The following is a 13,845-nucleotide window of genomic DNA, read 5'->3' on the forward strand; positions in this document are numbered from 1 at the left end:
CTTACAACTCCATAACCTTCTGGTAAACATCTGCTAACTGTTTAGCAACATTTTCAAGCGAACGAGTCTTAGCGACCTCATAACCTGCCACTCGCTTATCAACTTCCTTATTGATGGTGCGATAGAGACTGGCGACAAATTCCTCGTTATCTTGACAGAGCTCAGCCGAAGACTCATCAATCCAGCCCTGATAAACAGGAATGTCCCTGAGAACAACTGCTTGGTGACTTGCCAGAGCCTCTAGGACCACAATGCCTTCGGTTTCTTCATAGGAAGGGAAGAAGAAAGCATCTGCCCCACTCATCGCCCCTTCAAAAATAGCACCCTTGAAGTAGCCAGGAAAGAGGACATTATCAGGATGATCCTTTTCAACGACCTTGCGGATATCGGCTGGAATAACCAGTTCATTGATTTTACCGAACCAGATAAAGCGAACCTCTGGCATCTGCTCGGCTACCTTGACAAAATCAAGGATGCCCTTGCGCTTGAAATAAAGTCCTGCTGAGACAACAACCTTTTGGCCTTCTTTAATCTCGAAATAGTCTCGAAAGGCCTGCTCTTTCTCAGGGCTGGGCTGGTATTTGGCCAAATCAATCCCATTAGAAATAGCTGAAATAGGAGTGGTGACGCCATAATTTTCAATTAAAGACTTGGAATACTCAGAAGGGGTGATAATATAGTCGGCCGCCTGATAAATCTTAGTCAAATAGGTCTTGAAGACCGGTGCCACTAGGTTTGACCCGATAAAAGAATTCCTGAAATCCTCCATGGTGGAGTGACCGTGGACAATGACCTTCTTGCCCTGCTTCCTAGAAGAATTCAGCAAAGCCAGGCTCTTTGGACCATAGGTATTGATGTGGACAATATCGTAATTATCCTTGGGGTCGGTCGTATAGGGAATGCCAGCCATCTTTAAAGCCCGCTCTTGGTGCTTGATAGCCCGACCAATACCTGATTTACTAATCAGGTGTTCACCTTCCAAATAGAGTAATACTTTCATAAGCTCTATTATAGCCTATTTTTGCCTAAAATTCATAACTTACAAAAGCTAGGAGCTTAAAATCAGCCATTATAAAAACCAAGGGAACTTATTCTGAGACGAAATCTCCTTGGTTTTAGTGATTTTTCCTAGACTAAGTTCCACTTCGTTATAAAGTGGAACTTGCTTTGGGAATTTAGCAAAATCAGCACGAATGGCCTAGCATTCAAGCCTGACACAAATGATTTTGACTCCAAATAGTCAAGGCAGACCTCGGATTTAAGAACTTGGAGGTCTGCTACCGGTTATACAAGAACCCAGACTCGGCAAACTGACAGCCAAAAAAGAGGTTGGGACAGACAGCCTAACCTCGTTACTTTTTCAACATGACGCAGTAGTTGATTTGCGATGTGGCAAAGTCATCTGGCTACTAAAAGTAGCCGATGACTAACAGTAAGCACTATTGTACTTACTTAGCCACCTCACTAGCTACGCTAAAACTATCGATATTATAGTTTTAGCGTAGCGTCGTGTTATTTATTAATGCACATGCTAGTGAAACAGCGGTAAGGTCCCGCTCTCTCTATTAGAAAGTCGTCTATCTGAGTATCAAGCCACGAATGTAGTTATGACGGCGCATCCGTTTTTCCCGAGAATTGTATTCTTGAGCAGCTAGGGAAGCCAAGAGAAAAACCAAGATTTGTCCCAGATAGAGACTGGCTTGATAATTGAGCCCCAATACCAGGTCCACAATCAGGCTCAACACGGCCCAAACCATGGCGAGGTTATAGGGCAGGTAGTTGGCTAAGTTTCTCTTGATGGGTGCTCGCATATTCTTGATCAGACCAATCGCAACCAATACAGCTACCAAGAGATTGAGAACCAGTCCAATCATAACCAAGCTAGATCCCGGCTTAAAGGGGCCTAGAGGACTAACTAGGTCTAGGGATTTTCCCCAGAATAGATGGGATAAAATACCAAAAAGCGTTAAGACAAGGGTCAAGCCTTCCATTAGAAGGAGGCCCCTGTTAGCGACGGTGTAGATGTCGCGAGTTTTTAAAAATTTAAGCATAATCACTTTCCTTTCTTATTACAAATCTATTATAGGAAAGATGGCGCAAAAAAAATAGCGACATTCATGTCGCCTGACACAGATGTCGCCTTTTGGCTCGCTTTTATTTCGAGAAAGTCTATTTCATTTCGCTAAACTTTAGCTTCACGTCAATCTCTAGCCTCGCTAGAGAAGCATTATTGGATAACTTCTTGGTTGACCCAGACGGAGACGGATTGACCTTGGACAGGGAAGTCTGCCCAGCCATACTGACCAATTTGAACCTGGTCAGGGCAATTATCCATGATGTCGACAAAGGTCTTACCAGCGTTGGCACTTCCCATCTCCATCCGCTTGGAGCTGGCATCCCCATTTGAAATCACAACTGCCGAGCCATCTGGATGTTCCTCATCCCCTAGATTGACCCAACCGATACAATTGGGATCATCAAAATAATCAAGTTGCTCCCCGTAAACGTGGTTTTTACGGACATAGAGGAGGCTGTCTAGTTCGCGCTTAAAGTCCTGCTGGGCAAACTCACCAGAAATACCATAGTAATCTCCGTAGAAGACACAAGGTAGCCCCTGCTGACGCAAGAGAATGAGGGCATAGGCAGCAGGCTTGAACCACTCTTCCACACAGGATTCCAGAGCCTGTCCTCTTTGAGAATCGTGGTTATCGACAAAGGTCACGGCAAAGGTCTCTGAATTTTGCATCAGGCTACCTTCAAGAATCTGACTGAGATCGTAATTCTCCTTTTGCTGACCAGCTTCAAAGAGATTCATGTGAAGGACCACATCAACGAGGTCAAAAACCCCTTGGGTCTCCTCAATATAATCCAGATTGGCCTGGGCATCATTTTTCCAATATTCCGCAAAGGCATAGAGGTCAGGCTTGACTTCTTCTTTGATGTAGCTAATAAAATCGGTCATAAAGCTGGCCTTGATATGCTTGACGGCATCCAAACGAAAGCCTGAAACACCAGTCGTTTCAATGAACCACTTGACCCAGGTTTTGAGATGGTCGACCACCTCAGGATGTTCAAAATCAATATCATCAAACATGAGGTAGTCATAGTTCCCATTCTCGCTATCAACCTGACTGGTATCCGCCCAGCCCTTATTGATACCCTGAATCATGTAAATGCCTCTTTGGTTATTGCTGGCATCATAGTCCACACCAGTGAAATGGTACCAGTGCCACTTGAAATCACTGTAGGTATCATGGCGACCTGGAAAATCAAATTCGGTCCAAGCTTCAATCTCAAAGATTTTGGAAACCATCTCCATGCGGTTTTCAGGATTGACCTGAATAACTTCAAAGCGCTCCTTCTTGTCTCCTCCAGCCTTGTGGTTGAGGACAATATCAGCCATGGTTCGAATATCCAAGTCTTCCAAGGCCTGGATAGCTCTGAGATAGTCTTCCTTGGTCCCGTACTTGGTTGCTACGGTGCCCTTTTGGTCAAATTCTCCCAAATCATAGAGGTCATAGACCCCATAGCCCACATCATCTGGACCGGTTCCCTTAAAGGCAGGTGGCAACCAAACCATACTGATTCCTAGGTCTTTAAGATGGCCTGCATCATCTGCCAAACGCTGCCAGTGCTGACCATCTGCCGGCAGATACCATTCGAAATACTGCATTAATGTAGCATTTGTCATATCTTTCTCCCCTTTTATACTCTTCGAAAATCAAAATTTTCCCACGGGTAAAGTCACTCTATGATTTCTCATTAGAGTGACTGCGAAAACTACGATTGTAGTTTTCTATATCCCTGACTAATTTCATAAAAACTGGAATATTGACAGTTTTTACTCCATGTCGCGTCGTTAACTCACTTTGCTGTACTTACTGAGGAAAGCAAAGCTTTCCCGATTTCCAACCTCAAAAGGTCTGGGGGACCTTTTGAGCTATCTTCACTTCGTGCGATGCGGAGCAAAGTTGGTCGATTTCAACAACTTTGTGAGGTTAGTAAGGGAGCTAGGCAATCGCTATGGAGATTGCCGTTTGGGAGTAAGACAGAAGGAATTTGACAGATGTCAAAACCTTCGTTGTCTTACCCCAGCAAGGGTGACTAGCTGTCTGCTGTGCCACAAAGTGGTGCAAAGATAGCAGACACCTACTGCGACATCAGTCACTTTAGTGACTTGATGTCATTGCTACTTTCCTCGGCTAATTCGATTTTCCTTGAATATTATTTCTCTTTTAAAATTTTCGTCTCTTAGTTTAGCACAGCTGGCTTATTTATTAAACAAAAAAGCTAGCCAATCTGATGAGAAAAGGTCTGCCAAGACAGACCTTTCATCTTTTCTATTGAGATAAGTACTACTCAACTCGGTGCCTTTTTAGAGGCTGGATTGGCGCTTGCTGATACCGTGGTTGAGAATGATGTCATGCTCATCCAGCTCTTCCTTGTTCATAATCTTGGTCAACATCCGCATACTGACGGCACCCAAGTCATAGATCGGCTGACTGATGGAGGACAGGTTAGGGCGGGTGTACTTGACAATTGGCGAGTCATTGCTGGTGATAATTTCAAAATCATCTGGTACAGACTTTCCAGCTTCAAAGAGACCGTTGAGCAGACCTGCCGCCAATTCATCCTCACCGACATAGGCTGCTGTTGCTCCAGAATTTAGCACCCTCTTGGCTAGGGCAAAGCCCTCCTCATAAGAATAATTGGATTCAAAAACCAGACTCTCTTGGAATTTCATGCCTGCATTTTTTAGGCCAGTCTTATAACCCGTCAGGCGAAGCTTACCATTAATATCATCAATCAAGGGGCCTGACACAAAAGCAATTTTCTTGTGGCGCTGAGCCAAATCTGCAACCGCATCATTGGCAGCCTGTTCCTCATCAATATTAACACTTGGAAATTGCTTATCAAGATCAACAGTCCCTGCTAAAACAACGGGTGTACGGGAGCGGGAAAATTCCAGACGAACCCTATCGGTCAGATGGTGCCCCATAAAAATAATGCCATCTACCTGCTTGGCAAAAAGGGTGTTGATAACGTTGATTTCATTATCATCATTCTCATCGCTAGAGGCAAGAACAATATTATATTTGTACATGGAAGCAATATCGTCAATCCCCTTAGCCAGAATTGAAAAATAGCTGTTAGCAATATTAGGAATGACAACCCCCACCGTGGTGGTCTTCTTACTGGCCAGACCGCGGGCAACGGCATTAGGACGATAGTCCAGCCGATCAATCACCTCTAAAACTCTTTTACGAGTGTTTTCTTTGACATTTTTATTGCCATTGACTACCCGGCTGACAGTCGCCATGGAAACACCGGCTTCACGTGCTACATCATAAATGGTAATGGTATCATCAGTATTCATGCGAGCTCTCCCCTTTATCGAAAATTCTGGCTCTGTGCTGCCTTAAGCTCTTGGAAAGCAGCTAGAGATGTATATGAAAATTACGCTTTCACGATTATATTATCACATCTTGTAAACACTTTCAATAATTAAGAAGCAATTTTTTGAAATTTTTGTATGCCCTTTCAATTTTTGATTTATTAAGCTTTCGAAATCTCGGTAAACAAAGCCTTTCCTTTAGTCTAGATGTTTGAGGACAGCCTCCATCTTGGAAATTGCTTCAACCGGCAGGGCCGTATGGGGATATTTCTGGTTGAAGGAGAGGAGGAAGTCTTGTCTAACCTGCATTCTTTCGCGAATCAGTTGTTTGTAGTGGTGGTCGAAGGCCGGCACAGGGTACTTTTCCAGCTCCAGATAATTGATACCCTTGAGGGAGCCAAAGGGCTTGAAGGTTCCTTGGCCGTCAACGACAGATTCAATGATGTCCAGTGAGACTTCCTTAGGAATATGCTTGCCCATGTAGAGGCCGGTATTGATGATATAGCAGTCAACACCTGACTCGAAAAGAGAGCAGAACTTTCGAAAATCTTCGACTAGAGGATAAACACGAAATGGATTAGCGAAGGGTTCAATAATCAGATCCCTTTGCTGGCCTGAGAGATTTTCCGCATTGGAACGTTTGGTCATTAGGGTACAGCCCATGGTAGTGGCCAAAGCAGGATCATCAATTTTGAGGAGCGGAGGCAGACTGTCATCCTTCATAATCCAGAAAATAGCCTTGATTGGCTCATCGATACGGTCAACGCGATTGGGCGTTGCATAACGGGACTTAACTGTTCGACCGTTACCGTTGCGGATGTCTTCGGTGACCAATTTCTTGCGGCCGTTGGCATCCAGAGTCACCCCGCAATTCTGCACGGTAACAAAGTAATCCTGTTCTCGGTGCCCCGTTGGATAGTCATTGGTCTTATCAAAATAGGAGGGTTCCAAAGCAATGGAGGAACCATCCTTGGTTGAAATGATAAAGGCATCATCATGCAGGACCTGAATGTCATACTTGCCATTGTGCTTGGCATGAGTCAGAGTCGACTTTCCCGAACCAGACAGGCCAAAGAAGGAAGCAACATAGGCAGGGTCAGTAGCAGCTGTTTTCTTTCTGAAGATTTTTAAGCCTCCGTGACAGGCAACATAATCATTTCTGGCGGCGGTACTCCAGGCCAGGGTCAGGGTGGCCTTTTTGAGCTCACCAAAATACCGTAGACCCAATATCATGGCGCAATTATGCTGGACATCAAAGTAAACGAGGCCATCTGGATAATCAGGATGGGACCAATCGGGATCAAAGAAGATAAAAATATCATTTTCATTGTAGGACTTAGAAGCGACCAAGCGATTTTTGAAGGTCTCGTCCAAAATTTGGAAATTTAAGAGCCAGGAATAAAGGTTGGGACTCTCATCCTCAGGTACCATCAGATGGGCCCTAACCATGAAATCTTCATCCAGACCTACAACTGCTGACGAACGGTAGAAAGGCTTCTGTTTGGCCTGCAGGACCGCGTCCCGCACTAGGGAAAGGAGCTTTTGGTCCTCAGCTGGATTTCGACCGTAAATCCGTCTAGCTCTGGCAGTTCGGCCTACTACTGCTCCTGAATTGGTCAAAAGCACCCTAGCATAGGAAGGGAGCCCCAACTCCTTGGTGTGGATAATCGGCATATCTAAAATGACCGTTCCTGCAGCTGATGAAGCTAGCTGATAAGCTTCCTCCAAACTCTTAATGGGTTTAACATGATTTTCATAAAAAGCCGTTTCAATCACAGTTTTTAAAGGAGAAAAATAAGGGCTCTTTGCCCGCATTTCCTCATTAGCAAATTCTCGACGTGTTACCATTCCTAGTCCTCCTCTTGCTCCTGAAATTTTTTGCCGGCAGTTCCTAACTAGTTATATTGATCCGGCTAAATTTTTGGAAAATTTAGAAATTATTTTCTCAGGTCTATTCTAGCACAAAACAAGACAAAAAAGGGATAGAAATTTCTGCCTAGAGGAAAATTTTAGTAAGCCCTTGCAATTTAGGGGATTTTTTGAAAGAATAAAGGCAAGAATTAATTCAGAAAAAGAGGTTTTGACATGTCAAAAATCAATCAAATCCGTAACTATATCGCTCGGCATCAGGCTCGTCTGGCTATTGTTTCAGACCCTGTCACCGTCAATTATCTAACTGGTTTTGACTGCGACCCTCATGAACGCCAGATGTTTCTTTTTGTCTACAGCGACAATACTCCTATCCTTTTCGTCCCTGAACTAGAGGTCGCTAGAGCCTCTCAAACAGTCGATTTTGAGGTTGTCGGTTATCAGGATGCTGAAAATCCTTGGCAAAAGATTCGCTACAGCCTGCCAAGAATTGATTCCAAATCAATCTTTGTCGAATTTGATCACCTCAATGTGACCAAATTCAATGGCCTGCAATCGGTTTTCTTAGGTCGCTTTGAAAACCTGACCCCCTTTATCCAAGAGATGCGCCTGATTAAGTCAACCGATGAAATCAACAAGATGTTGGTGGCTGGTGTTTATGCCGACTACGCCGTTAAGGTTGGTTTTGACCATATTCGAGCTGGTCGGACGGAAATGGACCTGGTAGCTCAGATTGAATTTGACCTCAAGAAAAAAGGCATCAGCCAAATGAGCTTTGATACCTTGGTTCTGACAGGTAAGAATGCGGCCAACCCCCACGGTATCCCTGGCAAGAATCCGATTGAAAATAATGCCTTCCTGCTGTTTGATCTTGGCGTTGTATGTGAGGGGTATACCTCTGATATGACCAGAACCGTTGCGGTCGGTCGTCCTGATCCTTTCAAGGAAGATATTTACAAGCTCTGTCTGGAGGCCCAACTAACCGCCCAAGATTTTATCAAACCAGGCGTGACTGCTAGCGAGGTTGATGCAGCTGCCCGCAAGGTCATCGAAAAGGCTGGATACGGGGACTACTTCAACCACCGCCTGGGCCACGGCCTGGGAATGGATGTCCACGAATACCCATCCATCATGGCTGGTAATGATCTGGTCATCCAAGAGGGCATGTGCTTCTCGGTTGAACCTGGTATCTATATTCCTGGCAAGGTTGGGGTACGAATTGAAGACTGCGGTTACATCACCAAGGATGGCTTCAATCCTCTGACACAAACCCCAAAGAAACTGCAATATTTTGAACTCTAATACTCTTCAAAAATCCAATTCACTATAGCAAAAGCGAAATCCCACCTTTTCGGGATTTCGCTTTTTATATTCTATAAAATCTAGGTCTCATACTCATTCAAATTCTGATTTTGACTTTAATGAGTATTAGTCCAAGAGCAGGTGTCTGACTTGGTCAATCTTATCTTCTGGTAAAACGACGTTAATGGCATTACCAAGAATCAGCTTGGTCCCGCCTGAAACGATGTGACTCTTGCCATTTTCACGTTGACTGGTAATGAGGACATCCTTGGGTAATTCCAGCTGATAGACTGATTTGCCAGCAATTTTTTCGGAAACAGGTACTTCAATCCAGGTCAGAGGACTATCGTCTTCATGGGGCTGGTCTCCTTCAAGAAGGTTTTCCAGCATAGCCTCATAGACAGGGGCACCGCCCAGCAGGTCCATGACGATATAGGCCAGGAGGGTTGTTGTTCCCAAAGCCATAAGGTGATGGAGGTCGCCAACCATTTCGCAGACCAAAATCATGGCCGTTAAGGGAGCCTTAGAAATAGCCCCAAAGTAGGCACTCATGCCCAGAATAATGAAAATCGGAAATTCATTTTGCGAAATCCAGCCCAGATGAAGAAAGACACTACCGAAAAAGGCACCCAGACAAGCTCCCAGGGTCAAAATAGGCAGGAAGATGCCACCCGGTAGGCCTGAGCCATAGCTCATCATACTGTAGAAATAGCGGAGCAAGAAGAAGGCTAGAAAATAAAGAACTGGAGCCTGTAAAGATGAGAGCGAACGAACGAAGGCATTACCCCCGCCTAAGAGCTGGGGTGCCAGGTAGCCTAGAGGCATAATCAGAACAAAAGCAATGATACTGTAATATTGAGGTTGGAGGTGGAAGATTTTTCCCAGACGACTGTAATAGTGACCCATCCGCAAAACCAGCCACTCGTAGTGGTAGGCCAAAAGTCCTAAGAGAAGGCCCATAAGGACAAAAATAATGTAGGTAGATAAACGCGGGGTTGGCAGGTTATCAGGCATGGCTAGAACTGGGGTCTGTCCGAAGACCCGCAAGGAAATCAAATTAGCTGTCAGACTGGCTGACAGGGCCGTAATCCAGACTCGACTGGAAAAATGATGATAGACCTCTTCAACCACAAAGAGAAGACCCGCAATCGGGGCATTGAAGGCAGCTGAAACCCCTGCTGCTGCCCCACTAGCAATCAGGGTCCGCTCTTCTAATTTACTGAGCTTGAGGTAGCGGGCTAGCCCCTTACCGCTAACGGCACCAACCTGAATACTAGGTCCTTCACGCCCCAGCACAAGACCGCTGGAGATTCCCAGCACGCCCGCCAGAAATTTCTTCCAAAGAATGGACCACCAGTTCTGGCTCATCAGGCCCTTGAGCTCGGCCTCAACTTGTGGGATACCCGATCCCTTGATGTCTGACTCGGACACAATCAAGCGACCGATAATAAGGCTAAAAATCAGATAAATCAGAAGAATAATGATTAAAATCCAAGGAAGGTTGTGGGCCAATATAAATCCCTTTTGGAATTGCTCAAAAATAATTGTAATGAGATAGCGAAAAAGGCTAACCGTAAAGCCTGAAAAAAGGCCAACTAAAATTCCTCGAAAAACGGAGGTCAGAATTGAACTGGATAAATAGCCAAATTCCTTCCGTTGATTTTGCATGATAACTCCTTTAACTGAATTTTTTGACATAGCTTATACTCAATAAAAATCAAAAATAGCTAACGGCAATCGCTGTGGAGATTGCCTAGCTCCCTTACTAACCTCGCAAAATTGGTGAAATCGACCAACTTTGCTCTGCGTCGCACGAACTGCAGGTAGCTCCAAAGGTCTGGAAGACCTTTGGAGGTTGGAAATAGGGAAAGCTTCGCTTTCCTCAGCAGGTACGGCAAAGTGAGTTAACGATGCGACATAGAGTAAAAACTGTCAATATTACAGTTTTTATGAAATTAGTCAGGGATATAGAAAACTACAATCGTAGTTTTCGTAGTCACTCTAAAGAGAAATCATAGAGTGACTTTATCCATGGGATTGTTTTGATTTTTGAAGAGTATTAGCTGAAAAATGAAGCCTGATAGGCAAGACCCCTAACCTTGGGCACCCCTCAAACTTCTTCTCATGAGCCTAGCTGCTTTTGCAGAGAAGGTCTGATGTCACCTGTAGCATTTTACATCCTTTTAAATCCTTAGCCCTGCTCGGTCTGGAAAAGATAGGCTGCCCCAATTAAATTGGCATGATTATGGTGGCGACAGGCGACGATGTCTGGCCTTTCGATGATGGTGCTGACAGGGGCTACCTCCTCCTTAAGTCGGTCAAACTGTCGGTTAATTTCCTCTAAAAGCAGGGGCTGGGCACTAATACCTCCGCCGATGGCGAAGCGTTCTAGATCTAGGGTCGTCTGTAGGTTGAGAATGGTCAGGGCCACATAGCGACAGTAGTCTTCAAAAATTGAATAGACCCGCTTATCTTTCTGCTCGAGGGCTTGAAACACGGACCTGCCATCGGTTTTATCAGCCAGACCAAGAAGCTCGGCCAATCGCTGAACGAGAGCGACAGCTGACACCTCAACACCACGCATCTCGCCAATCTCAATCTTGGCTAATTTTGGAGGTAAGAGAAAGGTCAACTCACCAGCTTGAAAATGAGTGCCTTGATAGAGTTGACCATTTAAGACCAGACCACCACCCAGACCGGTTCCTAGTACCAGAGCAGCAGCATTTTGACAGCCCTGCAAATTCCCCCTTGCCAGCTCAGCTAGAACAGCTGCCTTGCCATCATTAAGGGCACTAGCTGGCAGGCCATAGGTTTTGGCAAAATAGTCCTTAACTTTAAAGTCATGAAGAAAGGGCAGGGTGCCGCCGTAATAGATAATGGACTGCTTGGTATCAATGGTTCCAGGGGCACTGATGGCAATCCCCGAAATCTGCAACAGGACCGGTTGGATAAGGTCGTCAAAGAGAGCCAGACAGTCTGACAGATTATCTGGAGAAGGCAGGGGAGGAAAGGTCGCTTCGATTTGATAATCATCAGAAACCAGTCCCGACTTGATTTGCGTTCCTCCTATATCTATGGGCAAAACTATCATACTAGTCTCACCTTCCTTTGGAATGCTTCTAAGTTAATCTTATCACAATTTTTCCTAAGATTGGCAGGAATTTTCGGAAAATGTTATCATGAAAGCATAAAAGCTGGGAGGGGAAGGACCAGCCAGGAAGACTTTAGCTTGGTACTCAAAACAGGTAAGTTTGGGGAATTAGGATTGACATCGTCAGGAAACAACCAGCCATTTTCCCTAGGGTTTTTCACATTAGTAGGGGGTGGCTAGACTAGTTCCTAACTAATCAGCCCCACTTACTACAACTTCCTTTCAAAATTGAAAAATCCTGAAAGAAAGCTTCCTAGCTTTAAGGAGCCCAGCAGATTGGTCACTCTTTCTCATTTTTAGAGTACCCGCTGGGCTAAATCACCACTTCCACTCCCAAAAAATTGATGGTTCATACAAAAATAGTGAGGCTGGCCCTCACTCAACCTCTGGAAGGTAGGTAAGACATGATAAATGATGCTATAAAAAAACAGATTCGCCAGGCCTTTGACCGGCGAGTAGCGGTCCGTGTTTACAAGGATCAAGAAATCCCTCGGGAGGATATGGAAGCTATTCTTGACACAGCTTGGCTTAGTCCCTCTTCTATCGGCCTAGAAGGCTGGCGCTTTGTCGTTCTAGACCGCCAGCACATTAAAGATTTGGCTCCTGAGCTCAAGGAAGTTGCTTGGGGCGCTCAGTACCAGCTAGATACTGCCAGCCATTTTGTCCTTCTTCTGGCTGAAAAAGATGTCCGCTACGATAGTCAGCCTATTAGGGAAAGCTTAATTCGCTGAGGAATTACCGATTCGGCAGACCTGGAAGCTCGCCTAGCCCTCTACAAGTCCTTCCAAGAAAAGGATATGAAACTGGCCGACAATCCTCGAACCCTCTTTGACTGGACGGCCAAGCAGACCTACATTGCCCTAGCCAATATGATGACCTCTGCTGCCCTGATGGGAATTGATTCCTGCCCTATTGAAGGTTTTGATTATGATCAGGTCAATGCCATCTTGGCCAAACACCAGATTATCAAACCTGATAAGGAAGGTATTGCCAGCATGGTTTCCTTTGGTTATCGTCTGCGAGACCCCAAACACCCAAGAAGTCGCAAGCCGAGGGAAGATGTCATCACTTGGTTGGACTAATCCCTTAAGCATCATTATTAGAAAGAGAGTTAGCACTTATGAAATTTTTACACACCTGCGTTCGTGTCAAGGACCTAGAAGTCTCCATCAAATTTTATCAGGATGCCCTCAATTTTAAGGAAGTCCGACGCAATGATTTCCCTGAATATGAATTTACCCTAGTTTACCTGGCCTTTGAAGATGACCCAGACTACGAACTGGAATTAACCTACAACTACGGCCATGGTGACTATGACCTAGGTGATGGCTATGGCCATATCGCTGTTGGTGTTGACGACCTGGAAGCCAGCCACCAGGCTCACCAAGTAGCTGGCTACACCGTCACCGACCTCAAGGGCTTACCTGGCAAACCCAAGATGTACTACTTCATCACCGACCCAGACGGCTATAAGATTGAAGTGATCCGGCTTAAACAGTTTTTGGATTGATTAAAAGAAAAACGCTCCACAGTTACCTTAGACACAAAGGTTCAGGTCCTGTGGAGCTTTTTTTGGGTGACAAATTTACCGTTAAGTCCTATATTTAATTAAACCAACGGTTTAATTAAATAGGATAAAAAGGAAAACGACTATGGCTAGACGAAAAAAGGAACCCGTAGAAGCTCACCGCAGGGCTATTGCTCAAGCGGCCCACCAGCTCTTTATCGGCAAGGGGCTGGCAGCGACAACTGTTGATATGATTGCCAAAGCTGCAGGTTACAGCAAGGCAACCCTCTATGTCTACTTTAAAAATAAGGAAGAAACACCACAAATCTATAAAGATATATACCAATTGGGTTTGGAAATGAACCAGCTAATCAGCCGTTTTGTCCAATACGGTATTGAACTTAATTATTTGCAGGAAGGGCTGAACATTAATCACCTGACCATCTTTTTCTGGAGTGCTCTTTCGGGTATTATTCGCATGGCTGGTAATAAAAAGGCCTATTATCAACTTCTGAGCCTAGATAATCAAGATTTTTTAAACGAGGAGTACCTAAATCTCTTGCTTGCTTTTAAGAAAGGCTAGCTTATTATGAAAAAAAGGATGAGTCTGATTCTTCTGCT

At 44.8% G+C, this 13,845-nt stretch carries 10 protein-coding genes and 1 pseudogene; 4 read left to right on the forward strand and 7 right to left on the reverse strand.

The features are described 5' to 3' along the window. Position 1 precedes the first annotated feature (1 nt). From DYE66_RS10175 to DYE66_RS10195, 5 genes are all read right to left on the reverse strand, one after another. Entirely contained in the window at positions 2–1,000 is a 999-nt protein-coding gene (locus DYE66_RS10175; protein WP_002997286.1) for an LTA glycolipid anchor biosynthesis glycosyltransferase, IagA/BgsA family, read from the reverse strand. A gap of 577 nt (positions 1,001–1,577) precedes the next feature. Beyond that, positions 1,578–2,051, reverse strand: coding sequence for a hypothetical protein (locus DYE66_RS10180; RefSeq protein ID WP_002996604.1), 474 nt, complete (start codon positions 2,049–2,051; stop codon positions 1,578–1,580). A gap of 176 nt (positions 2,052–2,227) precedes the next feature. Continuing rightward, on the reverse strand, positions 2,228–3,691 hold the full coding sequence (locus DYE66_RS10185) for an alpha-amylase (RefSeq protein ID WP_002996962.1): 1,464 nt from the start codon (positions 3,689–3,691) through the stop codon (positions 2,228–2,230). A 684-nt stretch (positions 3,692–4,375) separates the two neighbouring features. Continuing rightward, positions 4,376–5,377, reverse strand: a complete 1,002-nt coding sequence (ccpA, locus tag DYE66_RS10190) for a catabolite control protein A (RefSeq protein WP_002997053.1) — start codon at positions 5,375–5,377, stop codon at positions 4,376–4,378. 216 nt (positions 5,378–5,593) lie between these two features. Next, on the reverse strand, positions 5,594–7,243 hold the full coding sequence (locus tag DYE66_RS10195; RefSeq protein WP_002996794.1) for a phosphoenolpyruvate carboxykinase (ATP): 1,650 nt from the start codon (positions 7,241–7,243) through the stop codon (positions 5,594–5,596). Positions 7,244–7,480: 237 nt separating this feature from the next. Between DYE66_RS10195 and DYE66_RS10200 the strand changes: the two genes are divergently transcribed. Beyond that, positions 7,481–8,566, forward strand: coding sequence for a M24 family metallopeptidase (locus DYE66_RS10200; protein WP_002996510.1), 1,086 nt, complete (start codon positions 7,481–7,483; stop codon positions 8,564–8,566). Positions 8,567–8,692: 126 nt separating this feature from the next. On the opposite strand, the gene DYE66_RS10205 is transcribed toward DYE66_RS10200, so the two are convergent. Both DYE66_RS10205 and DYE66_RS10210 read right to left on the reverse strand, forming a co-directional pair. After that, a complete protein-coding gene (locus DYE66_RS10205) occupies positions 8,693–10,234 on the reverse strand; it encodes a ClC family H(+)/Cl(-) exchange transporter (RefSeq protein ID WP_002997406.1) in 1,542 nt (513 codons plus the stop codon). Between the two features lie 523 nt (positions 10,235–10,757). Then, entirely contained in the window at positions 10,758–11,657 is a 900-nt protein-coding gene (locus DYE66_RS10210) for an ROK family protein (protein WP_002997144.1), read from the reverse strand. 464 nt (positions 11,658–12,121) lie between these two features. On the opposite strand from DYE66_RS10210, the pseudogene DYE66_RS10215 reads away from it, so the two are divergent. The 3 genes and pseudogenes from DYE66_RS10215 to DYE66_RS10225 all read left to right on the forward strand — a co-directional run bounded on the left by DYE66_RS10215 (position 12,122) and on the right by DYE66_RS10225 (position 13,807). Continuing rightward, a pseudogene (locus DYE66_RS10215) lies at positions 12,122–12,799 on the forward strand (NAD(P)H-dependent oxidoreductase). 38 nt (positions 12,800–12,837) lie between these two features. Beyond that, positions 12,838–13,227 (forward strand): lactoylglutathione lyase, encoded by a 390-nt coding sequence (gene gloA / locus DYE66_RS10220; protein WP_019788529.1) that lies wholly within the window; start codon positions 12,838–12,840, stop codon positions 13,225–13,227. Positions 13,228–13,369: 142 nt separating this feature from the next. After that, positions 13,370–13,807 carry a TetR/AcrR family transcriptional regulator gene (locus tag DYE66_RS10225; protein ID WP_115325170.1) on the forward strand — a complete coding sequence of 146 codons (438 nt, stop codon included), beginning with the start codon at positions 13,370–13,372 and terminating at the stop codon, positions 13,805–13,807. Positions 13,808–13,845 lie beyond the last annotated feature (38 nt).

The organism is Streptococcus downei MFe28 (assembly GCF_900459175.1).
Classification (GTDB): Bacteria; Bacillota; Bacilli; order Lactobacillales; family Streptococcaceae; genus Streptococcus; species Streptococcus downei.